This is a genomic window from Pseudomonas sp. LS-2, from assembly GCF_003605735.1.
Lineage (GTDB): Bacteria > Pseudomonadota > Gammaproteobacteria > Pseudomonadales > Pseudomonadaceae > Aquipseudomonas.
On record NZ_QXTJ01000003.1, the window covers coordinates 31,844 to 57,195 of the forward strand.

At 58.0% G+C, this 25,352-nt stretch carries 21 protein-coding genes and 3 pseudogenes; 18 read left to right on the plus strand and 6 right to left on the minus strand.

The features are described 5' to 3' along the window. Positions 1-100: 100 nt before the first annotated feature. Complete coding sequence (locus D3M70_RS02090; RefSeq protein ID WP_120123965.1) at positions 101-1,087, plus strand: alpha/beta hydrolase family protein; 987 nt, start codon at positions 101-103, stop codon at positions 1,085-1,087. A 112-nt stretch (positions 1,088-1,199) separates the two neighbouring features. On the opposite strand, the gene D3M70_RS02095 is transcribed toward D3M70_RS02090, so the two are convergent. The 3 genes from D3M70_RS02095 to D3M70_RS02105 are packed head-to-tail and all read right to left on the minus strand — an operon-like array spanning position 1,200 to position 3,704. After that, complete coding sequence (locus D3M70_RS02095) at positions 1,200-1,970, minus strand: DnaJ domain-containing protein (protein ID WP_120123966.1); 771 nt, start codon at positions 1,968-1,970, stop codon at positions 1,200-1,202. Then, on the minus strand, positions 1,971-2,639 hold the full coding sequence (gene murU, locus D3M70_RS02100; RefSeq protein ID WP_120123968.1) for an N-acetylmuramate alpha-1-phosphate uridylyltransferase MurU: 669 nt from the start codon (positions 2,637-2,639) through the stop codon (positions 1,971-1,973). A gap of 36 nt (positions 2,640-2,675) precedes the next feature. Then, positions 2,676-3,704 carry an aminoglycoside phosphotransferase family protein gene (locus tag D3M70_RS02105; protein WP_120123970.1) on the minus strand — a complete coding sequence of 343 codons (1,029 nt, stop codon included), beginning with the start codon at positions 3,702-3,704 and terminating at the stop codon, positions 2,676-2,678. A 129-nt stretch (positions 3,705-3,833) separates the two neighbouring features. Between D3M70_RS02105 and D3M70_RS32535 the strand changes: the two genes are divergently transcribed. The 13 genes and pseudogenes from D3M70_RS32535 to D3M70_RS02160 all read left to right on the plus strand — a co-directional run. Then, the coding region (locus D3M70_RS32535) for an LPS-assembly protein LptD (protein WP_256659670.1) at positions 3,834-5,414 on the plus strand (1,581 nt) is incomplete at its 3' end. A gap of 1 nt (position 5,415) precedes the next feature. Beyond that, positions 5,416-6,572: pseudogene (locus D3M70_RS32540) on the plus strand (LPS-assembly protein LptD); the annotation flags it as partial. After that, positions 6,553-7,875 carry a peptidylprolyl isomerase gene (locus D3M70_RS02115; RefSeq protein ID WP_165869720.1) on the plus strand — a complete coding sequence of 441 codons (1,323 nt, stop codon included), beginning with the start codon at positions 6,553-6,555 and terminating at the stop codon, positions 7,873-7,875. The pseudogene D3M70_RS32540 and the gene D3M70_RS02115, both read left to right, overlap by 20 nt. Further along, positions 7,872-8,129 (plus strand): annotated as a pseudogene (locus tag D3M70_RS32545) (4-hydroxythreonine-4-phosphate dehydrogenase PdxA); the annotation flags it as partial. The gene D3M70_RS02115 and the pseudogene D3M70_RS32545, both read left to right, overlap by 4 nt. A 1-nt stretch (position 8,130) precedes the next feature. After that, a pseudogene (pdxA, locus tag D3M70_RS02120) lies at positions 8,131-8,818 on the plus strand (4-hydroxythreonine-4-phosphate dehydrogenase PdxA); the annotation flags it as partial. After that, positions 8,815-9,621: a 16S rRNA (adenine(1518)-N(6)/adenine(1519)-N(6))-dimethyltransferase RsmA gene (rsmA, locus tag D3M70_RS02125; RefSeq protein WP_120123974.1), complete on the plus strand. Its 807-nt coding sequence runs from the start codon at positions 8,815-8,817 to the stop codon at positions 9,619-9,621. The pseudogene pdxA and the gene rsmA, both read left to right, overlap by 4 nt. Positions 9,622-9,738: 117 nt before the next feature. Beyond that, positions 9,739-10,119 carry a Co2+/Mg2+ efflux protein ApaG gene (apaG, locus tag D3M70_RS02130; RefSeq protein ID WP_120123976.1) on the plus strand — a complete coding sequence of 127 codons (381 nt, stop codon included), beginning with the start codon at positions 9,739-9,741 and terminating at the stop codon, positions 10,117-10,119. Continuing rightward, positions 10,119-11,000, plus strand: coding sequence for a symmetrical bis(5'-nucleosyl)-tetraphosphatase (locus tag D3M70_RS02135; protein WP_120123978.1), 882 nt, complete (start codon positions 10,119-10,121; stop codon positions 10,998-11,000). Before apaG ends, D3M70_RS02135 begins: the two co-directional genes overlap by 1 nt. Before the next feature lie 53 nt (positions 11,001-11,053). Beyond that, positions 11,054-11,374 (plus strand): thiosulfate sulfurtransferase GlpE, encoded by a 321-nt coding sequence (gene glpE / locus D3M70_RS02140; RefSeq protein ID WP_081564938.1) that lies wholly within the window; start codon positions 11,054-11,056, stop codon positions 11,372-11,374. A 288-nt stretch (positions 11,375-11,662) separates the two neighbouring features. Then, positions 11,663-13,585, plus strand: coding sequence for a PrkA family serine protein kinase (locus tag D3M70_RS02145; RefSeq protein ID WP_062385212.1), 1,923 nt, complete (start codon positions 11,663-11,665; stop codon positions 13,583-13,585). A gap of 170 nt (positions 13,586-13,755) precedes the next feature. Continuing rightward, positions 13,756-15,027 (plus strand): YeaH/YhbH family protein, encoded by a 1,272-nt coding sequence (locus tag D3M70_RS02150; protein ID WP_120123980.1) that lies wholly within the window; start codon positions 13,756-13,758, stop codon positions 15,025-15,027. Further along, positions 15,024-16,586: a SpoVR family protein gene (locus tag D3M70_RS02155; protein WP_120123982.1), complete on the plus strand. Its 1,563-nt coding sequence runs from the start codon at positions 15,024-15,026 to the stop codon at positions 16,584-16,586. The genes D3M70_RS02150 and D3M70_RS02155 overlap by 4 nt, the downstream gene beginning before the upstream one ends. Positions 16,587-16,656: 70 nt before the next feature. Beyond that, on the plus strand, positions 16,657-17,886 hold the full coding sequence (locus D3M70_RS02160) for a multifunctional CCA addition/repair protein (protein WP_120123984.1): 1,230 nt from the start codon (positions 16,657-16,659) through the stop codon (positions 17,884-17,886). 87 nt (positions 17,887-17,973) lie between these two features. Here the strand turns inward: D3M70_RS02160 and folK are convergent, their stop codons facing one another. Both folK and folB read right to left on the minus strand, forming a co-directional pair. Then, positions 17,974-18,507, minus strand: a complete 534-nt coding sequence (gene folK, locus D3M70_RS02165; RefSeq protein ID WP_120123985.1) for a 2-amino-4-hydroxy-6-hydroxymethyldihydropteridine diphosphokinase — start codon at positions 18,505-18,507, stop codon at positions 17,974-17,976. Then, positions 18,498-18,851 carry a dihydroneopterin aldolase gene (gene folB, locus D3M70_RS02170; RefSeq protein ID WP_120123987.1) on the minus strand — a complete coding sequence of 118 codons (354 nt, stop codon included), beginning with the start codon at positions 18,849-18,851 and terminating at the stop codon, positions 18,498-18,500. Before folB ends, folK begins: the two co-directional genes overlap by 10 nt. 74 nt (positions 18,852-18,925) lie before the next feature. Here folB and plsY point away from each other — a divergent pair, with 74 nt between their 5' ends. Continuing rightward, the gene (gene plsY, locus D3M70_RS02175) at positions 18,926-19,495 is read left to right on the plus strand and encodes a glycerol-3-phosphate 1-O-acyltransferase PlsY (protein WP_165869721.1); all 570 of its coding nucleotides are present in this window, start codon (positions 18,926-18,928) and stop codon (positions 19,493-19,495) included. Between the two features lie 53 nt (positions 19,496-19,548). Here plsY and tsaD read toward each other — a convergent pair whose 3' ends face one another. Beyond that, complete coding sequence (tsaD, locus tag D3M70_RS02180; RefSeq protein WP_120124416.1) at positions 19,549-20,574, minus strand: tRNA (adenosine(37)-N6)-threonylcarbamoyltransferase complex transferase subunit TsaD; 1,026 nt, start codon at positions 20,572-20,574, stop codon at positions 19,549-19,551. Positions 20,575-20,770: 196 nt separating this feature from the next. On the opposite strand from tsaD, the gene rpsU reads away from it, so the two are divergent. From rpsU to rpoD, 3 genes are all read left to right on the plus strand, one after another. After that, a complete protein-coding gene (gene rpsU / locus D3M70_RS02185) occupies positions 20,771-20,986 on the plus strand; it encodes a 30S ribosomal protein S21 (RefSeq protein WP_002551877.1) in 216 nt (71 codons plus the stop codon). Positions 20,987-21,230: 244 nt separating this feature from the next. Further along, positions 21,231-23,201 carry a DNA primase gene (gene dnaG, locus D3M70_RS02190; RefSeq protein ID WP_120123991.1) on the plus strand — a complete coding sequence of 657 codons (1,971 nt, stop codon included), beginning with the start codon at positions 21,231-21,233 and terminating at the stop codon, positions 23,199-23,201. A gap of 67 nt (positions 23,202-23,268) precedes the next feature. Next, the gene (rpoD, locus tag D3M70_RS02195) at positions 23,269-25,113 is read left to right on the plus strand and encodes an RNA polymerase sigma factor RpoD (RefSeq protein WP_120123993.1); all 1,845 of its coding nucleotides are present in this window, start codon (positions 23,269-23,271) and stop codon (positions 25,111-25,113) included. Positions 25,114-25,352: the final 239 nt, after the last annotated feature.

The window sequence follows — 25,352 nt, forward strand, 5'->3', positions numbered from 1 at the left end:
TGGTGCGCCCGGCGTGCGAAATGAGCGCCGAGCACCGACCTGACAAACAGTGATCAACCCATTAGGCTGCCGGAATTGTTTCTGGCCTTTGGAATATTCGATGTCCTACACCATTCGCGCAATGTTTCCCGCGATTTGCCTCGCGCTGATACTACCTTGCTCGCAGATCGCGATGGCGGCCGACACCGCTCCTGCGAAAGACGCGGCACCTGCCGAAACTGCCGCTGAACGTGCAGCACTGCCGTCGCGCAGTCAGGAAGACACCTTGGCGTTGGAGCGCACGGTGCCAAAGGCCGAACAGCAACAATTGCAGGCAGGTGATGAGCGCTTCCTGGCGTTGTGGAAACCGGCCAACGTCGATGAGCCGACCGGCGCGGTGGTGATCGTGCCGGGTGCGGACGAATCGGCCGAATGGCCAAATGCGGTAGGACCGCTGCGTCGCAAGCTACCGGATGTCGGGTGGTCGAGCTTGAGCCTTAGCATGCCGGATGCGTACGACGACGGCGCTTTCGCACGCGCAGCCGATGCCCCTTCGACAGACGATAAAACGGGCTCTGACAAGGACAAGATCAAGGACGCACAAGCCAAAGCGCCCGACCCTGCCGCCAGCGCTGAAGCCGATGCAGCCGCCGCTGCCGAACAAGCCGCCGCGCAGGCTGAACGGGCCGAAGCCCACGCCGAGAAAATATTCGCCCGGATCGACAGCGCCGTTGCTTTCGCCCAACAGAACAAGGCTCGCAGCATCGTGTTGCTGGGCCATGGCACTGGCGCTTACTGGGCAGCGCGATACATGAGCGAGCGCCCTTCACCTGCTGTCCAGAAACTGGTGATGGTCACGGCGGTCGATACCGGTACGGATACGCCTTTACTGTTGGAAGTCCTGCCGACACTGAAAGTCGCCACGGCAGATTTCGTGAACAAAGATCGCCCCGTGCCTCGCCAACAGGCGCAGGGTCGCCTGGATGCCAGTAAACGCGTGAAAAACGCCCGGTTTACCCAAGTGACGCTGAATGCAATTCCGGGGAATTCGGCGATGGAGCAGGATCAGCTGTTTCGTCGTGTGCGCGGGTGGCTGGAAGCGCAGTGAGGAAGGCATGGCGTCTGTAGCCGTCCAGCTTGCCGGCGGTAGGGGTCTCAATGTCGCCACCGCCGGCAAGCCGGACGGCTACAGGGGATGTCGGCGATGCCAAGGTCCAGACTCAGCGAAACCCGCGCGTGTCCTTGATCACCGCATACGCATTGTGCAACTCGCGGGTGCGTTCGGTGGCGTCACGCACCTGCTTCTGGCTCGCGCCAGAACCTGCGATCTTGTCCGGGTGATGACGACTCAACAAACGACGGTAGGCGCGTTTGATCTGCGCAGGCTCCGAGTCGGACCTGACACCGAGCAGCCGCAACGCGTCCTGATATTCGCCTCCACGGCTAGCGGGCGTACGGGTGCGCTGCTCGTCCTCGGTCGATGACAATCCCTCCACCTTGTCCGCAGGCCAACCGAGCCATTTGCCCCACAGCACGATCAACTCGCGCTCGGTCCGTGACGCCTTGCCATCCGCCCAGGCCATCCGCCAGCAAGCACGCAACAAACCTTCAGCGGCATGAGGCTGGGTTTTCATGCGCGTCAGGTGCACACGCAGATTGTCGCGCCCGTCCTTGCCCCGGTTGAATGCCTTGATCGCGCGACGGGTTGCCGGCTCACTCAAATCCAGACGCCGCATTTCGACCCGCGCCTGCTGAATGTGACCATCGACCACTCGCCCGTCGCTTTTGGCCAGTCGTCCCAGCAGGATAAAAATCAGCTCGTCATCACGAGGAACGCCACGCCCGCTAAGACGTTCGCGCAGCTCCGCGAGGCTTTGCACATGCAGGCGCCGATCCAGCGCCTGGCCCAATAGTGCGCCCAGCATCGCACCGGGGATGCTCGCAATCGCGAACCCGGCGCCACCGCCGATTACCGTGAATGGCCAGAGCATTTAGGATTGCACCGAGAGGATCTGTTCGACCTCCGCCAGCCGTTCGTGGGTTCCGACATCCACCCAGCGCCCGGTGAAGTGCTCGCCGGTCACCCGCCCCATGGCCATCGCGTCGCGCAGTAACGGCGCGAGCTTGAAGGCACCCTCGCTACAGCCAGCGAACAATTTCGGATGCAGGACGGCAATGCCGCTGTAGGTCAGACGTGGCAGGCTGGCGTTGTCGCGAACTTCGCCGCCCACCAATGCGAAATCGCCAGTTGGGTGATGCAGCGGGTTATCCACCATTACCAGGTGAGCAAGCCCCTTGATCGGGTTGTTCAAAGCGGTGAAGTCACAATCCGTCCAGATGTCGCCGTTAACCACCAGAAACGGTTCGCCCCCAAGCAGCGGCAATGCGCGATAGATGCCGCCACCGGTTTCCAGAGGTTCGCCTTCCGGTGAATAGCGAATGCTCAACCCCAGGCGCTGACCATCGCCCAGATAATCCTCGATCTGCTGACCGAGCCAGGCGTGGTTGATCACGACGTCGGTAAAACCTGCCGCCTTGAGGGCGCGCAGGTGGTACTCGATCAGGGGAACGCCTGCGGCGCGTACCAGCGGCTTGGGCGTATGCAGGGTCAGCGGGCGAAGTCGCTCGCCTTTTCCTGCTGCCAGAATCATCGCTTTCATGCGGCCCTCTTCAAGACAGTCTTCACATCCATTCCTTCAAACAACGGCATCTTGTCGGGGCTGGCCCAGACTCGTCAGCAAAGTGCCCAGATCAGCCAGCTCAGGCCGGCGAGCCAGCACTTCTTCTATATAAGAGAAGAAACGCGGCACATCGGCGACATAACGCGGCTTGCCATCGCGATGGCAGATGCGGGCAAAAATACCGATCACCTTCAAATGACGCTGTACGCCCATCAAATCACTGGCGCGATAAAAGGTTTCAAAATCATCCTGCACGGGAATACCCAACGCTGCCGCTTTTTCCCAATAAGTCTTCAGCCAACTTGCCACACGCGCTTGCGGCCAACTGAGGAATGCGTCCTTGAACAGACAGGTGATGTCGTAAGTCACTGGGCCGTAGACCGCATCCTGAAAATCCAGAACGCCGGGATTCGGCTCACTGAGCATGAGGTTGCGTGGCATGTAATCGCGGTGCACCAACACCTTTGGCTGCGCCAGGGCGCTGTCGATCAATAACTCACTGACCCGCTGCCAACTCGCTTGCTGCGCTGAGTCGAACTCGATCCCCAGATGACGCTTCACGTACCACTCAGGGAATAGCTCCAGTTCACGGCGTAGCAGCGCGACGTCGTAGCTGGGCAACGGAGCTTGCATCGGCAACTGCTGATAAGCCAGCAACGCGTCGATGGCATCGGTGAACAAATCATCTGCGTTTTGTTCGTCGATGACATCCAGATAAGTTTTTCGACCCAGATCGTTAAGCAGAAGGAAGCCCTGATTCAGGTCTTCGGCATAAATTTTCGGAACATTAATTCCCGATTCGCTCAATAAATGAGCGATATCCACAAAGGGTTTGCAGTTTTCCTGGGGAGGGGGAGCGTCCATCACGATAAAAGTATGGCCCTCGCCTTCCCAGCGGAAATAACGTCGGAAACTGGCGTCGCTGCTGGCCGCAGTCAACGTGGCCGGGGGTATGGCTCCCCAGCCTTGAGCCGAGAACAATTTCGGCAGCTGCTCATCGAGCCAAACTTTCAGGTGTTGCAGGCGTACATCTTGATCTGGCATTGCAAGGGTCTCCGACGGCGCTAGCCGTCAAGCGGGTCATGCTTTATTATCCGACATCTTTTTCAGCCCATCGAGAGGCGTGCGGCCCCCCCGCGGGCAGATGGCGCGCAGGAAGCCCGGACTAATAAGATGGCATTGAAATCCCCCGCGTTTCGTAAAAAATTTCCGTTGCTCGTAACCGGCAGTTTGCTGGCGATGCAACCCCTGGCCACCCAGTACGTGGTTGCAGCTGAACAGTATGACTGCTCGGTGTCTGCAACAGGTTCCTGGGATTGCTCCCCGAAAACCAACGCAGCCCAGTTGCCTCCGCGGCCGGTGCACGACGCCAACAGCGTGTCGTCCAACAGCAGCACGGTAACTGACAGCACGACCACCACCGAAAGCGGTGAAGTCGTGCCCAGGACCATGCTGGTCACCGAAGCCAAGGGCCGTGGCCTGAAATCGCGTAGCGCAGATTACAGCCATCTGGACTGGGTGCCACGTGAGAAGTTGACCGCTGCCCAACTGGCAGAGACCGGCCCCTACTGCTCCGGCGCCTACATCGAGCCGATTCGTCCAGGCATGGATGACAAGACCGCCAAGAGCGACGCGCCGACATTCATCGGCGCCAAGGCTTCGCGTTATCAGCAGGAAGAACAGATCGCGACACTGGCCGGTGACGTTGTCATGCGTCAGGGCTCGATGCAGATCGAATCCGACGAAGCCAGCCTGCATCAGGCCGAGAACCGTGGCGAGCTGAACGGCGATGTCCGTCTGCGCGACAACGGCGCCCTGATCGTCGGCGACCATGCCGAAGTTCAGCTGGACACCGGCGAAGCGAAAGTCGACAACGCCGAGTACGTGCTGCACAAATCCAACGTGCGTGGTAACGCGCTGTACGCCCGCCGTGCAGAGAACGCGATCATCCGCCTGAAGGACGGTACGTACACCACGTGCGAACCGAACAGCAACGCCTGGACCGTGAAGGGCAACAACATCACCCTTAACCCGGCCACCGGCTTCGGTACCGCGACCAATGCAACCCTGCGCGTGAAGGACATCCCGATCCTCTACACGCCGTACATCTATTTCCCGATCGACGACCGTCGCCAGTCCGGCTTCCTGCCACCGACCATCGGTGCCAGCAGCGACACCGGCTTCTCGTTGCTCACCCCGTACTACTTCAACCTGGCGCCGAACTATGACGCCACGTTGTACCCGACCTACATGGCCAAACGCGGCCTGTTGCTCGAAGGTGAATTCCGCTATCTGACCAAGAGCAGCGAAGGTCAGTTTGGTGGCGGTTACATCAATGACCAGGATGATGATCGCGAGCAGCAGTCGAACTACACCGACAAGCGCTGGATGATCAACTGGCAGCACCGCGGTGGTCTGGATTCGCGCTGGTCGACCCATGTCGATTACACCGACATCAGCGACCCTTACTACTTCAAGGACCTGAAGACCGGTCAGGAAGGCGTCAGCACTCACGACTTCATCAACCAGCAGGCGGATACCACGTATCGTGGCGACAGCTACGTTGCTCGTATGAACGTTCAGCGTTACGAGCTGGCGAACGTGACGGATATCACTCCGTACGGCCGTCTGCCACAACTGACGCTGGACGGTTCGCTGCCGTATCGTCCGGCAGGCCTGAAGTTCGATTACAACACCGAGCTGGTCCGCTTTGATCGTGATCTGCACACCGGCGACTTCACCGATGAAGACGGCNGCGCCAATGGCGATCGCTTGAACCTTGCTCCGTCGGTCAGCCTGCCAATGACTGCGAGCTATGGCTTCCTGACACCCAAGCTGAAGTACGTCTACACCCAATACGATCTGGATCTGGACAGCGCAGGCAAGGCTTCACTGCTTGAAGACGAGAAGTACAACAACTCCGTTTCCCGCTCGGTCCCGCTCTTCAGCGTCGACAGTGGTCTGTACTTTGATCGGAACACCAACTGGTTCGGCAAGGATTACCGCCAGACACTGGAACCTCGTCTGTTCTATCTGTACGTGCCGTACAAGGATCAGACCGATATCCCGGTCTTCGATACCGCAGAGACGACATTCAACTATGCGTCGCTTTTCCGGGACAACCGCTTCGTCGGCTCCGATCGCATCGGTGACGAGAACAAGCTGTCGCTGGGCGTGACCAACCGCTGGATCGAAGACAACGGCTTCGAACGTCAGCGCTTCAGCATTGGTCAGGCTGTGTACTTCCAGGATCGCAAGGTCCAGCAGCCAGGTATCGACTGGCGCACGCGCAAAGACGCTCAGTCCGACGTGTCGCCGTACGCGCTGGAATACGAATACCGCTTCAACCGCGACTGGCGCTACAGCTCGGATTTCAACTGGGATCCGGACAGCAAGAAAACCCGTTCCGGCAGTGCGATGTTCCATTACCAGCCTGAAGCCGAGCCGGGCAAGATCGTCAACGCGGGCTTCCGCTACCGCGATGATCAGGTCCGTTACGACCAGAACTCCGGTCGCTGGGTGGTCGGCAGTGGTCTGGGAACCCCTGGCCAACCTGGGTACGATCCGGACTACTACAAGATCAAACAGCATGACGTCTCGGCTATCTGGCCAATCGTGCCTCAGTGGAGCGCCATTGCTCGCTGGCAGTACGACTACAACCGTGACCGCACTCTCGAAGCCTTTGGTGGTTTTGAATATGACAACTGCTGCTGGAAGCTGCGTCTGATCAACCGGTACTGGGTCGACTACGACGAGACCAGTCAGGACGTCGCTCAGAACGAAAAAGGCGACCGCGGCATTTTCCTACAAATCGTGTTGAAGGGACTTGGCGGCGTCGTTGGCCAAAAAGTTGAAAGCTTCCTCGACCAAGGCATCCAAGGTTATCGTGAACGTGAAGACCAAGCTTTCTGATTGTCTGCGCCCGCTGATGCTGGGCGCTTTACTCATGGGTACCGTGGCGCACGCTGAAGTGCGCCCCATCGACAAGGTTGTAGCCATCGTCGACAACGACGTGGTCATGCAAAGCCAGCTCGACCAGCGCACCCGTGAAGTTCAGCAAACCATTGCCAAGCGCGGCCAGGGCGTTCCGCCCGCCAGCGCTCTGGAGTCTCAGGTTCTGGATCGTCTGATTCTGGAAAACCTGCAACTGCAGATCGGCGAACGCTCCGGCATTCGCATCACCGATGAAGAGCTCAACCAGGCGGTCGGCACCATCGCTCAACGCAACAACATGAGCATCGACCAGTTCAAAGCGGCGCTGGCTCACGACGGTCTGTCGTACAACAGCGCACGCGAACAGATCCGCCGTGAAATGATCATCAGCCGTGTGCGTCAACGCCGAGTGGCCGAGCGCATCCAGGTGTCGGACCAGGAAGTGAAGAACTTCCTGGCCTCGGATCTGGGCAAGGCTCAGTTCTCCGAAGAGTTTCACCTGGCCAACATTTTGATCCCGACCCCTGATAGCGCCACCTCGGACCAGATCCAGGCAGCGGCAGTAAAGGCCAAGGACATCTACGGCAAGCTGCAGCAAGGTGCGAACTTCGAGCAATTGGCGATTTCCTCCTCGGCCAGCGAAAGCGCACTGGATGGCGGCGACATGGGCTGGCGTAAAGCCGCTCAACTGCCACCTCCGTTTGGCGACATGCTCAACTCGATGAGCCCGGGCCAGGTCACGCCCCCTGCGCGTACGCCAGGCGGCTTCATCATCCTTAAACTGCTGGAAAAGCGCGGCGGCGAGAATCAGACTCAGATGCGCGACGAAGTCCACGTTCGTCACATCCTGATCAAGCCGAGCGAAATCCGCAGCGAAGCCGAAACCAAACTGCTGGCTCAGCGCATCTATGATCGCATCCAGAACGGCGAGGACTTCGGCGAGTTGGCGAAAAACTTCTCCGAAGATCCGGGTTCGGCGCTCAATGGCGGCGACATGAACTGGGTAGACCCACGTTCGCTGGTGCCGGAGTTCCGCGACGTCATGAATGAAACACCTCAGGGCGTTGTGTCCAAGCCGTTCCAGACGCAATTCGGCTGGCACGTTCTTGAAGTCCTGGGCCGTCGCGCAACCGACAGCACCAACCAGGCTCGCGAGCAACAGGCGATGACCGTACTGCGCAACCGCAAATACGACGAAGAGCTGCAGACCTGGCTGCGTCAGATCCGCGACGAAGCCTACGTTGAAATCAAGCTCCCTGGCGCCGAACAGGCTGCCCAGTGAAACCCCAGCGTTTCGCCCTAACACCCGGCGAGCCTGCCGGCATCGGTCCTGACCTTTGCCTGCTGCTCGCCGCGCAGTCCCAGCCGCACCCCCTGATTGCCATCACCAGTTGCGACCTGCTCACCGAGCGGGCCGCGCAACTGGGCGTGGCTGTCAGCCTGATTCCTGTTGCGCCAGATGCCTGGCCTGACACGCCCGCCCCGGCGGGCAGCCTGTATGTATGGCACACGCCACTGCAGGCGCCAGTGGTCGCCNGACCCGCGCCGGGCAAGGCTGCCTCAATGGCGATTTCGCCGGCATGATCACCGCACCGGTACATAAGGGCGTGATCAACGAAAGCGGCATTGCCTTTTCCGGCCACACGGAGTTTCTCGCCGAGCTGACTCAGACCGAACAGGTGGTGATGATGCTCGCGACGGGAGACCTGCGCGTGGCACTGGTGACCACTCACCTACCGCTGCGCGAGATCGCTGAGGCCATCACGCCTGATCGACTGGAGCGTGTTACGCGCATTCTTAACAACGATCTGATCAACAAGTTCGGTATCGCGCGCCCGCGTATTCTTGTCTGCGGGCTTAACCCCCATGCCGGCGAAAGCGGCCACCTCGGCCGTGAAGAGATCGACATCATCGAACCTACCCTGGAGCGCTTGCGCAGCGAGGGCCTGGATTTACGTGGCCCGCTGCCTGCAGACACTCTGTTTACCCCCAAATATCTGGAGCACTGCGATGCAGTGCTGGCGATGTACCACGACCAGGGCCTGCCCGTACTGAAGTACAAAGGCTTCGGCGCCGCTGTGAACATCACCTTGGGCCTGCCGATCGTTCGCACATCCGTGGATCACGGCACGGCGCTGGATCTGGCCGGCAGCGGCAAGATCGACACCGGCAGCCTCAAGGTCGCTCTGGAAACCGCCTATCAGATGGCCGAGACCCGTAAATGACTGAGCAATACCAACACAAGGCGCGCAAGCGCTTCGGCCAGAACTTTCTGCACGATGCAGGTGTGATCGACAAGATCCTGCGTTCCATTCGCGCCAAGCCCGAAGACCGCATGCTGGAAATCGGTCCAGGCCAGGGTGCACTGACCGAAGGCTTGTTGAGCAGCGGCGCACAGCTAGATGTCGTGGAACTGGACAAGGATCTGGTACCGATCCTTATGCAGCAGTTCGGCGCCATGTCTAACTTCAACCTGCATCAAGGTGATGCGCTGAAGTTTGACTTCACCAGCCTGAACGCAGCGCCCAGCAGCCTGCGCGTGGTCGGCAACCTGCCATACAACATCTCCACACCGCTGATCTTTCACCTGCTGCAGAACGCGCATCTCATTCGCGACATGCACTTCATGTTGCAGAAAGAAGTGGTCGAGCGTCTGGCAGCCGGGCCAGGCGGCGGAGATTGGGGTCGCTTGTCGATCATGGTTCAGTACCACTGCCGCGTAGAGCATCTGTTCAACGTCGGCCCGGGCGCGTTCAATCCGCCGCCTAAAGTCGATTCCGCGATCGTACGCCTGGTACCTCACGAAACACTCCCGCATCCGGCCAAGGATCACCGCGTGCTTGAGCGTGTCGTGCGCGAAGCGTTCAACCAGCGTCGCAAGACCCTGCGCAATACGTTGAAGGCCCTGCTTACCAGCGAAGAAATCACCGAGGCCGGGGTTGATGGCAGCCTGCGTCCCGAGCAACTGGATCTGGCAGCGTTTGTCCGACTCGCAGATAAACTCACCGAGAAGCCTGTCGTCGGCTAAGCCAAAAGGACATGTCCGGTCAAAGCACCAATTGGTTTTTTACCCGTCACATGTCCTAGACTGATTCTTCTCCGGGCTTTTCCGGCTTTTTCCGCTTCCGCTTTTAAGGCCTCTTGCATGTCCGATCCTCGTTATCAGGTCGACGTCAGCGTCGTTACCCGCTTCCTCGCAGAACAATCCCAGCCGGAGCAAAACCGCTTTGCCTTCGCCTACACCGTCACTGTTCATAACAGCGGCGAGTTACCAGCCAAACTGCTGTCGCGTCATTGGGTAATCACCGACGGCGACGGCCATGTCGAAGAAGTTCGCGGCGAGGGTGTCGTGGGCCAACAGCCGTTGATCCAGGCAGGACAGAGCCATACCTACAGCAGCGGTACTGTCATGACTACCAAGGTCGGCAATATGCAAGGCACCTATCAGATGCTCGCCGACGACGGCAAACGCTTCGATGCCGTCATTGCCCCATTCCGGCTGGCGGTGCCGGGGGCCCTTCACTGATGACGGTGTATGCAGTCGGCGACCTGCAGGGTTGCCTCGAACCTCTGAAATGTTTGCTCAAGCGCGTGTCGTTCGAACCCGGTAAAGACCAGCTCTGGCTGGTGGGCGATCTGGTCAACCGAGGCCCGCAATCACTGGAAACCCTGCGGTTTCTATACGCGATGCGCGACTCCCTCGTTTGCGTACTGGGCAACCACGACCTGCACCTGCTTGCAGCGGGGCGCAATATCGAGCGACTCAAGAAAGGGGACACCCTTCGGGAGATCCTCGAAGCCCCGGACGCCAGCGAACTACTCGATTGGCTGCGCCAGCAGAAGCTTCTTCATTACGACGCGCAACGCGATATCGCACTCGTGCATGCAGGTATCCCGCCGCAGTGGACGCTGAAAAAAGCGTTGCGCTGTGCAGAAGAAGTCGAGGAAGCCCTGCGCGATGACAACCGGTTCGAACCGTTCCTCGACGGCATGTATGGAAATGAACCTGCCAAATGGGACAAAGAGCTGCATGGCGTGACCCGACTGCGGGTGATCACCAACTACTTCACCCGCATGCGTTTCTGCACCGCCGAGGGCAAGCTGGACCTCAAGAGCAAGGAAGGTCTGGACAGTGCCCCGGACGGCTATGCGCCATGGTTCAGCCACAAGGATCGTAAAACCAAGGGCCTCAATATTATTTTCGGGCACTGGGCTGCGCTGGAAGGTCGCTGCGACGAGCCTGGGGTCTATGCACTCGACACCGGGTGCGTTTGGGGCAATGTCATGACCATGCTCAACGTCGACACCCGCCAGCGCATCAGCTGCGACTGCGACGAACATGGCAACCTCGCAGCATCGACGCAGAGCGCCTCAGAAGCCGGGCCCTCAGTCCCCGCCTCGCGTTAGAATTCCTTTTCCATTCTCGACCGTTCGAGAACCCAACGGCCCAGGAGCCCACCATGACCGACTTCAAACGCATTCCGCCGGAGCAGGCCCAGGCCCTGCGTGAACAAGGTGCAGTGCTGGTCGACGTTCGCGACGCGCAGACGTTCGCCAGCAACCACATCCCCGACTCGCATCATCTGGATAACCACTCCATCGCTGATTTCATCCGCAACGCGGACCTCGACAAACCACTCGTCGTCCTCTGCTATCACGGCAACTCCAGCCAGAGCGCTGCAGCCTATCTTGTAGGTCAGGGCTTCTCCGAGGTCTACAGCATGGACGGTGGTTTCGAGCTATGGAAAAACACTTTCCCGAGCGAAACCGCACAAGGCTGATCGAAAAATATTTTTTCAGTGCGCGAGCCCGCGTCCTACGCGGCCTCGCGCGTCGAACTGACGAACGGTCCCCCTTCATTCATACGCCTTCCTTCTTTCTGTGTGCGAATCCGAACTATCCTTAAGCGCAGGCCATCCGAATCAGGGGAGAGCCGGTACACCGGCGCGTGGGTCATCGGTAGCTACTTTTATGGTGTTTGGGGGGTAAATGACTTCTGAGTAATCGGAAGCCAGCCAGCATCGACTGACGATCCGCCGCCGGCTCCACGTATCGAGCGAGGTGACGTCATGAGTATTTTTAGCCACTTCCAACAACGCTTTGAATCGACACGCCAGGAAGAGCTCTCGCTACAGGAGTACTTGGAGCTCTGCAAAACCGACCGCAGTGCATACGCCTCAGCCGCAGAACGACTTCTGATGGCCATTGGCGAGCCTGAGTTGTTCGACACGTCGACCAACTCACGGCTATCCAGAATCTTCTCCAACAAAGTCATCCGGCGCTATCCAGCGTTCGAGGACTTCCACGGCATGGAGGACTGCATCGAGCAAATCGTCTCGTATTTCCGTCACGCCGCCCAAGGTCTGGAAGAGAAGAAACAGATTCTTTACCTGCTCGGCCCTGTAGGCGGCGGCAAGTCGTCCCTGGCTGAAAAACTCAAACAGCTGGTTGAAAAAATACCTTTTTACGCCATCAAGGGCTCGCCAGTGTTCGAGTCGCCCTTGGGCCTGTTCAAACCTACCGAAGACGGGACGATCCTCGAAGAGGACTACGGCATCCCGCGCCGGTATCTGAATACCATCATGTCGCCCTGGGCGACCAAACGTCTGGCTGAGTTCGGGGGCGACATCAGCCAGTTCAAGGTGGTGAAACTCTATCCCTCGATCCTCAACCAGATCGCCGTCGCCAAGACAGAACCCGGCGATGAGAACAACCAGGACATCTCGGCGCTGGTCGGTAAGGTCGACATCCGGAAACTTGAGGAATACCCACAGAACGACGCCGACGCATACAGCTACTCTGGCGCGCTGTGCCGGGCCAACCAGGGCCTGATGGAATTCGTGGAGATGTTCAAAGCGCCCATCAAGGTGCTGCACCCACTGCTGACCGCCACTCAGGAAGGTAACTACAACAGTACCGAAGGGCTGGGCGCGATCCCGTTCACCGGTATTCTGCTGGCCCACTCCAACGAGTCGGAATGGCACAGCTTCCGCAACAACAAGAACAACGAAGCCTTCATCGACCGTATTTACATCGTGAAGGTGCCGTACTGCCTGCGTGTCAGCGACGAGATCAAGATCTACGACAAGCTGCTGTTCAACAGCTCACTGGCCAAGGCTCATTGCGCGCCGGACACGCTGAAGATGCTCGCGCAATTCACCGTTCTTTCACGCCTCAAGGAACCGGAAAATTCGAATATCTATTCGAAGATGCGGGTCTACGATGGCGAAAACCTCAAGGACACCGACCCTAAAGCCAAGTCGATTCAGGAGTATCGAGACAGCGCTGGCGTCGACGAGGGCATGAACGGCCTTTCGACTCGTTTCGCCTTCAAGATTCTTTCTAAAGTCTTCAACTTCGACCCTCATGAAGTGGCGGCAAACCCGGTCCACCTGCTGTATGTGCTGGAACAGCAGATCGAACAGGAACAATTCCAGGCCGAAACCCGCGAGCGCTATCTGCGCTTCATCAAGGAATACCTGGCACCGCGCTACATCGAGTTCATCGGCAAGGAGATCCAGACCGCGTACCTGGAGTCCTACAGCGAATATGGTCAGAATATCTTCGACCGTTACGTGCTGTACGCAGATTTCTGGATTCAGGATCAGGAATACCGCGATCCGGAAACCGGTGAAATCCTCAATCGAGTGGCACTGAACGAAGAACTGGAGAAAATCGAGAAGCCGGCCGGCATCAGCAACCCGAAAGATTTCCGTAACGAGATCGTCAACTTCGTATTGCGTGCCCGTGCCAACAACAACGGCAAAAACCCGACCTGGCTCAGTTACGAGAAGCTGCGTGTGGTGATCGAGAAGAAGATGTTCTCCAACACCGAGGATCTGCTGCCGGTTATCAGCTTCAACGCCAAGGCGAGCAAAGAGGACCAACAGAAGCACAACGATTTCGTTACCCGAATGGTCGAGCGCGGTTACACCGATAAACAGGTACGCCTGCTCTCCGAGTGGTACCTGCGTGTCAGGAAGTCCCAATAAAGCAGCAATCAGGCAGCGACAAGTTGCAAGCTTCAAGCTGCAAGCCAAGAGCAGTCCGGTGCGCTGGATGAGGCGCCGGCACACTCGAGGTTTGTCGCCTGGGGCGGGTAATTTGCAATCAAACTTGCAGCTTGCGGCTTAAAGCTTGCAGCTCCCCGAAGGGGCCCCCTATGAGCTATGTGATCGACCGACGTCTCAATGGCAAGAACAAGAGCACGGTAAACCGGCAGCGTTTTCTGCGCCGTTATCGTGATCACATCAAAAAAGCAGTCGAAGAAGCAGTCAGCCGCCGCTCCATCACCGACATGGAACACGGCGAACAGATCAGTATTCCCGGTCGCGACATCGACGAGCCGGTGCTTCATCACGGTCGCGGCGGCAAACAGACCGTGGTCCACCCTGGCAACAAAGAATTCACCACTGGCGAACATATCGCCCGTCCACAAGGCGGCGGCGGTGGCAAAGGGCCTGGCAAGGCGAGCAATTCCGGCGAAGGCATGGATGAGTTCGTGTTCCAGATCACTCAGGAGGAGTTTCTGGAGGTCATGTTCGAAGATCTTGAACTCCCCAACCTGGTCAAACGCAATCTGACGGGCACCGACACCTTCAAAACCGTTCGCGCGGGCATCAGTAACGAGGGCAACCCGTCGCGTATCAACATCATCCGCACCCTGCGTTCCGCCCATGCCCGCCGCATCGCGTTGTCGGGCAGCAGCCGCGCCAAGCTCAAAGAGGTACTCGCCGAACTTGAGCGGTTGAAGCGTGAAGAACCCGACAATTTCGGCGATATTCAGGAATTGGAAATTGAGGCCGAACGTTTGCAGGCGCGCATCCGGCGCGTGCCTTATCTGGACACCTTCGACCTTAAATACAACTTATTAGTCAAACAACCAAACCCCAGCTCAAAAGCTGTGATGTTTTGCCTGATGGATGTCTCTGGCTCCATGACTCAAGCCACGAAGGACGTCGCAAAGCGCTTTTTCATCCTGCTCTACCTGTTCCTCAAGCGGAACTACGACAAGATCGAAGTCGTATTCATCCGCCACCACACCAGTGCTCGCGAAGTCGACGAGGAAGAATTTTTCTACTCAAGAGAAACCGGCGGGACCATTGTTTCCAGTGCATTGAAACTGATGCAGGAGATCATGGCCGAGCGCTACCCGACCAATGAGTGGAATATCTATGCCGCTCAGGCTTCGGACGGTGACAACTGGAATGACGATTCTCCCATCTGCCGGGACATCTTGATCAAGCAGATCATGCCGTTCGTGCAGTACTACACTTACGTCGAAATTACCCCACGCGAGCATCAGGCGTTGTGGTTCGAATACGAACGCATCGGTGAAGCGTTCGCTGACACGTTTGCCCAGCAACAGCTGGTCTCGGCCGGTGATATCTATCCGGTATTCCGTGAACTCTTCCAGCGCAGGTTAGTGACATGACCGGTAGAGAACAGAAGCGCCAACCCCTTTCCACGGGTTCAGAGTGGACGTTCGAGCTGATCCAGGCATATGACCGGGAGATCAGCCGTATCGCCGAGCGTTATGCCCTGGACACTTATCCCAATCAGATCGAGGTGATCACCGCCGAGCAGATGATGGATGCCTATGCGTCAGTCGGCATGCCGCTGGGTTATCACCACTGGTCGTACGGTAAACACTTCCTCAGTACGGAAAAATCATACTCACGCGGGCAGATGGGTCTGGCGTACGAAATCGTCATCAACTCAGATCCGTGCATTGCTTACCTGATGGAAGAAAACACCATCTGTATGCAGGCGCTGGTTGTCGCGCACGCGTGCTACGGCCACAACAGCTTCTTCAAAGGCAATTACCTGTTTCGCACATGGACCGATGCCAGCTCGATCATCGACTACCTTGTGTTCGCCAAGCAGTACATCATGCAATGCGAGGAGCGGCACGGGATCGACGCTGTAGAAGACCTGCTCGACTCATGCCACGCACTGATGAACTACGGAGTCGACCGCTACAAGCGCCCTTACCCTATTTCGGCCGAGGAAGAACGTCGCCGCCAGAAGGATCGCGAAGAGCATTTGCAGAAACAGATCAACGATCTGTGGCGCACCATTCCGAAAAACGCCAGCAAAAACGACAAGGAGGATAACGCCCGCTTCCCTGCCGAGCCGCAGGAGAACATCCTCTATTTCATCGAGAAACACGCCCCTTTGCTCGAGCCTTGGCAGCGTGAGGTTGTGCGTATCGTGCGCAAGATCGCCCAGTATTTTTATCCTCAGCGTCAGACTCAGGTCATGAATGAAGGATGGGCGACGTTCTGGCACTACACGTTGATGAACGATCTGTACGACGAGGGCCTGGTGACCGACGGGTTCATGCTTGAATTCCTGCAATCACACACCAGTGTCGTATTTCAGCCGGGCTTTGACAGCCCCTATTACAGCGGGATCAACCCCTACACGCTTGGCTTTGCCATGTATCAGGACATTCGGCGGATGTGTGAACACCCGACCGAGGAAGATCGTCGCTGGTTCCCGGACCTCGCCGGGACGGATTGGCTGACGGCGGTGAAATTCGCGATGAGCAGTTTCAAGGACGAGAGCTTCATCCTGCAATATCTGTCACCCAAGGTTATCCGAGACCTGAAACTGTTCAGCATTCTCGATGACGACCAGAAGGACGATCTGCTCGTTCCTGCGATCCATGACGAAACCGGCTACAGGATCATTCGCGAAACCCTGGCCGCTCAATACAATCTGGGCAACCGCGAACCCAATGTGCAGATCTACAGCATTGACCGTCGCGGCGATCGCTCGTTGACATTGCGCCATCAACAACATGACCGTAAGCCACTGGGCGACTCCACCGATGAGGTTCTCAAGCACCTGCACCGCCTGTGGGGCTTCGATATCCATCTGGAAACGCTACAAGGCGACCAGATCATGAAAACGCACCACGTACCACCGAGAAGCGAACACGCTGACAGTGAATATCCCCGGCTCGATCTGGCCGTCGTTCACCTATAGGCGATAAAGCAATTTCCGCCTCCGCGAGAGCGACGTAAGGTTTATCCTGTCGCGCTTACGGAGGTTTTTTATGCAGATCTATAAAGTTGGCGGGGCCGTTCGTGATCGCCTGCTTGGCAAACCGGTCGCTGACACCGATTGGGTAGTCGTCGGCGCGACGACCGACGAAATGCTGATCAAGGGCTATCGCCCGGTTGGCACAGACTTCCCGGTGTTTCTGCACCCGCTGACCGGCGAAGAGTACGCGTTGGCGCGCACCGAACGAAAGACCGGGCGCGGTTACGGCGGCTTCGTGTTTCATGCCGCACCCGACGTCACGCTCGAAGAAGACTTGATACGTCGGGATTTGACCATCAATGCCATTGCGGAAGATAAGGACGGGCATCTGACCGATCCCTTCCATGGCCAACGCGATCTCGAAGCACGTGTTTTACGCCACGTTTCCCCGGCATTCGCAGAAGATCCCCTCCGCGTTCTCCGCGTTGCCCGCTTTGCGGCTCGTTATGCCCCAGACGGGTTCACCATTGCGCCCGAAACCATGGAGTTAATGCGTGAACTCAGCGCCTCAGGTGAACTGGAGGCCCTGACGCCTGAGCGCAGCTGGAAAGAAATCTCTCGCGCTCTGATGGAGAAAGAGCCACAGGTCTTTATCCAGGTATTGCGCGAATGCGGAGCGCTCAAGGTGCTAATGCCTGAAATCGACACGCTGTTCGGGATTCCCCAGCCGGAAACTCATCACCCCGAGATCGATACAGGGCTGCATGTGCTGAGCGTTTTGCATCAGTCCGCCATTCATCGGCAACCGTTGAACGTGCGCTGGGCGTGCCTGCTGCATGATCTGGGTAAGGGCCTCACAGCGGAAGAAGACTGGCCTCGACACAGTGCCCATGAACACAAGGGCCTGAAGGCAATCAAGACGGTCAATCTACGCTTCAAAGTGCCAAAGGACTGCCAAGAGCTGGCGCTGCTGGTCGGTCAATATCACACCCATGGCCATCGCGCACTGGAATTGACGCCATCGACGCTGTTCGACTTACTGCAAAGTTTCGATGTGTATCGCCGTCCGCAGCGTTTTGAAGAATTCATCGTTGCGTGCGAAATGGACGCCAGAGGTCGCAAGGGGTTTGAAGATCGCGACTATCCACAGGCCCAATACCTGCGAGGCGCAGCCGAGGCGGCCCGGCAGGTAGCGGTTCAGCCACTGCTGGATCAGGGATATCAGGGGCAGGAACTGGGAGAAGCACTCAAGCGTGAGCGACTGGATACGCTGAAGGTCTACAAAGCGAACTATCAGAACTAAAAGCTCACTCTGCAGCAGTCCGACCTGGCGGCGGTGGCGCATTTGAATTCACTGCCACCGGCACGCCGGAGCGCTGCAAGAGTCGCGTTACCCCTTGAATGCCGTCAGCAGGCCAGGGGGCGTCAGCTGCTCTCCCCGCCATTCAAAAACCACCGGCCAAAGCTTCTGGTCGATCTGCGCTTCGGCCCACAATCGGGAGAACGGAACGCCGACGCCAGGATGCAAACGCTCAGGCGCGATCAGCGACAGAGGCCAGAGGACAAAGGCGTTTTTGAGGATTTCAGCGCGAGGCAGAATCAGACCATCAAAATTGCCCACATGCTCGCCGTACAGCAGCACGTCGATATCCAGCGGCAAGCCTTTGCGATCAGGTGCATAGCGACCGTTATCGGCTTCGATGAATTTCAGGCGACGGTCCAGTTCCATCAACGGCAAATCGGTCCGTGCCGACACCACCAGGTTGAAGAATGGGCCGCTCTTTATCCCCACCGGATGGCTTTCGAACACAGGCGAGCAACTTACGTCACTGAGAAACCCTGTCAGTGCATCGAGCCCGGCGCAAAGGTGCTTTTCCCGGTCGATGTTGCTGCCCAGGCCAAGAAAAATCCGTGTCAGCGACATCCGCGCTCAATCTCCACACCCACACCTTTGGCCGCTGGCACGGCTCCGGGCTTGGTCAGTTTGAGGTGCAGCCAGGGAATGTCGAATTCGCTCATCAGCACTTCAGCCAAACGCTCGGCGAAGGTTTCAACCAACTGGAACTGCGACACTTCAGCGAAGGCCTGAATGCGTGCACAAACGCTGGCGTAGTCAAGTGCCTTGCCCAGGTCATCCCCTGCTGCGGCAGGACGGTTATCCCAGGCAAAACTCAGGTCCAGACGCAGGCATTGACGAATTCCCCGCTCCCAGTCGTACGCGCCGATCACTGTATCGACCTCCAGACCCTCAATGAAAACTCTGTCCAAGCCTTTCTCTCCGTTGCACGACAAGGGCGTGATGCGCCGTTAGAATCAAGTCATCCCCGCCCGGAATGGTTAGCATGTTTTGGTTACTGGCGATTTTCGCCTACCTGCTCGGCTCGCTGTCCTTTGCCATCCTGCTCAGCCGCCTCACCGGCAGTCCGGACCCGCGCGCCAGCGGCTCAGGCAATGCCGGCGCCACCAACATGCTGCGTCTGGCGGGCAAGAAGCTCGCTATCCTGACGCTCATTGGCGATGTCTGCAAAGGGATGATCCCCGTCCTCATCGCCGGCTGGATCGGACTCGATACACGCCAGCAAGCATGGGTCGGCCTTTTTGCAGTCATAGGCCATTTGTTTCCGCTGTACTTTCGCTTCCGCGGCGGCAAGGGCGTTGCGACCGCAGCAGGCATGTTGCTCGGCCTGTACCCGCCCGCCGCCCTGTTGGCGATGGCTGCCTGGTTGCTGACGTTCTACCTGACCCGCACCAGCTCGCTGGCCTCGCTGATCGCCACACCGCTGACCCTGCCGCTACTGGCCTGGCAAGAGCCTCATGCGCTACTGCCGATGAGCCTGCTGACACTGCTGATCGTCTGGCGCCATCGCGGCAATCTACGCGACCTGTTTGCCGGGCGCGAACGGCATTTCTGAATCCCAAAGATGAAAAAGGCTCATGAGAGCCTTTTTTCAATGATCGGATCTGACTACAGTCCCGGTAACTGTTCCATCGGCCATCGCGCCTGAACGGTGATGCTAAGGCTTTCCTTCTGACCCGCCTGCAACCGCTGGCAGCCGGCAAACGCAATCATGGCCCCGTTGTCGGTACAGAACTCGGAACGCGCGTAATAAACGTTTCCTCCAAGGCCGCCCAACATCTGCTCCAACGACTGACGCAGCGCTTTGTTCGCACTGACACCACCGGCGATTACCAGACGCTTCATGCCCGCCTGCTTCAGCGCACGCTTGCACTTAATGGTCAGAGTCTCCACCACCGCCTGCTGGAAGGCCAGCGCGATGTCGCAACGGGTTTGCTCTCCGTCGTCCCCAGCGCTCTGACATTGCTGCCAGGTATTGAGCGCGGAGGTTTTCAAGCCGCTGAAACTGAAATCCAGGCCGGGACGATCCGTCATCGGCCGTGGAAAAGTGAAGCGCCCAGGCACGCCTTTGAGCGCCAGACGGGAAATCTCCGGACCGCCCGGATAATTCAAGCCCATCATCTTGGCGGTCTTGTCGAAAGCTTCGCCTGCAGCGTCATCCAGCGTCTCGCCCAATAGCTCATAAAGGCCGATGCCATCGACGCGAACCAACTGCGTATGACCGCCGGAAACCAACAAAGCGACGAACGGAAACTCCGGTGGTTGCTCCTCCAGCATGGGGGCCAGAAGGTGACCCTCCATATGATGGACGCCGAGCGCCGGAATGTCCCATGCGAACGCCAGGGCCTGCGCGCAGGAAGCGCCCACCAGCAGTGCTCCGACAAGGCCGGGGCCCGCGGTATAAGCGATTGCATCGATCTCGGTCACGGCACAGTCGGCCTCGGCCAACACCTGACGAATCAAGGGCAGCATGCGCTTTACGTGATCTCGCGAGGCAAGCTCGGGGACCACGCCACCGTACACGCGGTGCAGATCAATCTGACTGAATAATGCATCGGCAAGCAGGCCGCGTTCGCTGTCGTAGAGCGCCACGCCGGTCTCGTCGCAGGAAGTTTCCAATCCCAGTACTAACATGGGGTACGCCTTGTAGAGGCTGAATTCGAAGGCGCGCATAATAGTCGCCGCTCATGCCTGCGACCAGCGCTTTTCGATCAGAGGCTTTGCATTCCTCGCAGCAAGGGGTTAACATCCGCAACCCTTAAAAACCGACGTACTTAGTGCAAGTGTTGCACGAGGCGTTGACCCCGGTAATGAATGAAGGTAGCTCTGGATGCCAGCCGTCAAAGTTAAAGAGAACGAACCCTTCGACGTAGCTCTGCGTCGTTTCAAGCGCTCCTGCGAAAAAGCCGGTGTTCTGGCTGAAGTTCGTAGCCGCGAATTTTACGAGAAGCCGACTTCCGAGCGTAAGCGTAAGGCAGCTGCTGCTGTTAAGCGTCACGCCAAGAAAGTTCAGCGCGAACAGCGCCGCGCCGTTCGTCTGTATTAATACAGACGTCTGTCGCAAGCTTCTGCCTTGCCCGGCCTAAAGCCGGGCTGTCGGCAGTTGCAGATTTAGCCTCAAGCAACACAGACAGAGGCTGTCGACGCCGCAGATGCGACCTAGACAACTCCGTCGAACTCTTCCAGCCTGATTCAGGCCGCGTTGACCCGTCTACACTGACCAAGCAACCGTCGTTACGCTTTGGATTCGCCACGATCTTTCTGGCGGGGCGCCTGATGATGAGAACGCCATGGCCGGACTGATTCCCCAAGGTTTTATTGACGACCTCCTGAACCGCACCGACATCGTCGATGTTGTCAGCTCGCGCGTCCAATTAAAGAAAACCGGCAAGAACTTCAGCGCCTGCTGTCCTTTCCACAAGGAAAAGACACCGTCCTTCAGCGTCAGCCCGGACAAACAGTTCTATTACTGCTTCGGCTGCGGCGCAGGCGGCAACGCCCTGGGCTTCATCATGGACCACGACAACCTGGATTTCCCCCAGGCCGTCGAGGAACTGGCCAAAGCCGCTGGCATGGAAGTACCCCGCGAACAGGGCGTCAAAGGCCAAAAGCCGAGACAACCCACTGATTCGCCGCTTTACCCACTGCTGGCGGCCGCCGCTGAATTTTACCGCGCTGCGCTGAAAAGCCATCCGACACGCAAGTCAGCCGTGGATTACCTGAAAGGCCGAGGCCTCTCGGGGGAAATCGCGCGCGACTTCGGATTAGGGTTCGCCCCGCCCGGCTGGGACAACCTCTACAAACACCTGAGCAGCGACACGCTTCAGCAGAAAGCGATGATCGATGCTGGTCTGCTGATCGAAAACGCCGAAACCGGCAAACGCTACGACCGCTTCCGTGATCGGGTGATGTTTCCTATCCGTGATAGCCGCGGGAGAGTCATCGCTTTTGGTGGACGAGTACTGGGTGATGACAAGCCGAAATACCTGAACTCCCCCGAGACGCCGGTGTTTCACAAGGGCCAGGAACTGTATGGCCTGTTCGAGGCACGCAAACACAATCGCAACCTTGACGAGATCATCGTTGTCGAAGGCTACATGGACGTCATTGCCCTTGCCCAGCAAGGCCTGCGCAATGCCGTAGCAACACTGGGCACCGCGACCAGCGAAGAGCACCTCAAGCGGCTGTTTCGCGTCGTTCCGAACGTGCTGTTCTGTTTCGATGGCGACCAGGCTGGCCGCAATGCCGCCTGGAGAGCACTGGAAGCGACACTGTCCAGTCTTCAAGACGGACGCCGCGCTCGATTTCTTTTTTTGCCGGAAGGTGAAGACCCGGACACTCTGGTTCGCGCCGAGGGCACTGACGCATTCAAGGCAAGGATCAACCAGCACGCCCAACCGCTGGCCGATTATTTCTTTGAGCAACTGACCAAGGAAGCGGATCCGCGCTCGCTGGAAGGCAAAGCGCATATGGTCACGCTGGCGGCGCCACTGATCGAAAAGGTGCCAGGAGCCAATCTTCGCGAACTGATGCGTCGTCGGCTCAAGGAAATTACCGGTCTGGACACGGCGGCCGTGAATCAATTGGTTCAGGCTGCCCCCACCGAGGCACCACCGACTTACGATCCGGGCTTCGACTACGATTCAGTCCCGGATTACAGCGATTACCAACCGCAGGATGCGTACGAGCCGCAACAGGAATGGGCCGCGAAAGCATCGGGCGGACAGCAGAAGAAGTGGGAAAACAAGCCGTGGGAAAAGGGCAAGAAATGGGACAGGAACGGCAAGCGGCCGGACTTTGAACCTCGCGCCCCGCGTACCCCGGCCACCGTGGAGCCGCCGACACTGACAGCACTCAGGACGCTCCTGCACCACCCTGATCTGTCGCAGAAAGTGGAAGACACCAGCCATTTCGCGGCCGAAGACAACGTTTACTCGCAGCTGTTGGTGGCATTGCTCGAAGCGTTGCAGAAAAACCCGAAGCTGCGCTCGCTGCAGTTGATCGCGCGCTGGCACGGAACCGATCAGGGACGATTATTACGACAACTGGCGGAAAAGGAATGGCTGATCTCGGCCGATAACCTTGAACAACAGTTTTTCGACACTATAACTAGCTTGTCCGCTCGCCAACGCGAGCGAAGCCTGGATCAATTGATCAGGAAGGAACGGCAGACCGGGTTGAGCGCGGACGAAAAAGTTCAGCTGCTCAACCTGTTAAATCGCAAAGTTCCTGCACAAACCCCGACCTCAACTGGCGCGTGAGGTCCTAGCTCGGGTATAATCCTCGGCTTGTTTTTTGCCCGCCAAGACCTTCAGTGGATAGGGTGTTATGTCCGGAAAAGCGCAACAGCAGTCTCGCCTCAAAGAGTTGATCAGCCGTGGTCGTGAGCAGGGTTACCTGACTTACGCGGAGGTCAACGACCACCTACCGGAGGATATTTCAGATCCGGAACAGGTGGAAGACATCATCCGCATGATTAATGACATGGGGATCAACGTATTCGAGAGTGCTCCGGATGCGGACGCCCTTCTGTTGGCTGAAGCTGACACTGACGAAGCGGCCGCTGAAGAAGCAGCCGCAGCGTTGGCGGCAGTCGAAACCGACATCGGTCGCACTACCGACCCGGTGCGCATGTATATGCGCGAGATGGGTACGGTCGAGCTTCTGACGCGTGAAGGCGAAATCGAAATCGCCAAACGTATCGAAGAAGGCATCCGTGAAGTGATGGGCGCTATTGCGCACTTCCCTGGCACGGTCGAGCACATTCTCTCCGAATACACTAGGGTTACCACCGAAGATGGCCGCCTGTCCGACGTCCTGAGCGGCTATATCGACCCGGACGACGGTATTGCACCGCCTGCCGAAGTCCCGCCGCCAATCGATCAGAAAGCCGAAAAGGCCGATAACGCTGACGATGACGAGGAAGAGTCGGATGGTGACGATGAGGAAGAGGCCGAAAGCGGGCCGGATCCTGTCGTGGCGGCTCAGCGCTTCGGTGCGGTCTCCGACCAGATGGCGATTACCCTCAAGGCTTTGAAAAAGCACGGTCGTGGCAGCAAGCAGGCCAACGAGGAGCTTCTGGCTCTGGCTGATCTGTTCATGCCGATCAAGCTGGTTCCCAAGCAGTTCGAAGGCTTGGTGGAACGTGTTCGTGGCGCTCTGGAGCGTTTGCGTGCACAAGAGCGCGCCATCATGCAGCTGTGTGTTCGTGATGCACGCATGCCGCGAGCCGATTTCTTGCGCCAGTTCCCGGGCAATGAAGTCGACCAGAGCTGGACCGACGCACTGGCCAAAGGCAAGGCAAAATACGCCGAAGCCATTGGCCGTCTGCAGGCTGATATCCAACGTTGCCAGCAAAAGCTGACGGCGCTGGAAGAAGAAACCGGCTTGACCGTCCTTGAAATCAAGGACATCAACCGTCGCATGTCGATCGGTGAGGCCAAGGCCCGCCGAGCGAAGAAAGAAATGGTTGAAGCGAACTTGCGTCTGGTGATTTCGATCGCCAAGAAGTACACCAACCGCGGCCTGCAATTCCTCGATCTGATCCAGGAAGGCAACATCGGCCTGATGAAAGCGGTGGACAAGTTCGAATATCGTCGTGGCTACAAGTTCTCGACTTATGCCACCTGGTGGATCCGTCAAGCGATCACTCGCTCGATTGCCGACCAGGCCCGCACCATCCGTATTCCGGTGCACATGATCGAGACGATCAACAAGCTCAACCGTATTTCCCGCCAGATGCTGCAGGAAATGGGTCGCGAACCGACGCCGGAAGAGCTGGGCGAACGTATGGAGATGCCTGAGGACAAGATCCGCAAGGTATTGAAGATCGCTAAAGAGCCGATCTCCATGGAGACCCCGATCGGTGACGACGAAGATTCGCATCTGGGTGACTTCATCGAAGACTCGACCATGCAGTCGCCAATCGATGTCGCTACCGTTGAAAGCTTGAAAGAAGCGACCCGTGAAGTGCTGTCGGGCCTTACCGCCCGTGAAGCCAAGGTCCTGCGTATGCGTTTCGGCATCGACATGAATACCGACCACACCCTTGAGGAAGTCGGTAAGCAGTTCGATGTAACCCGTGAGCGTATCCGCCAGATCGAAGCGAAGGCACTTCGCAAGCTGCGTCACCCGACCCGAAGCGAACATCTGCGTTCGTTCCTGGACGAGTAAGCAAGACGCTTCATAACAAAACCCCCGGCCATGCCGGGGGTTTTGCATTTCTAAGAATAAGATTTTTGGCAGTGTGCCACCTGCCGCCAGCCCGTCTACACTCCAAGCATTCTCACCGCTGAAACTATTGAGGCTGCCATGTCTTGGATGCCGGCCATTGTTTTCTTGTGCTTGATGGGGTCGGCAACAGTCGACGCGCAGGTTCTCCCCCAAGGGGAAATGACCTCGCAGGGCTTGCA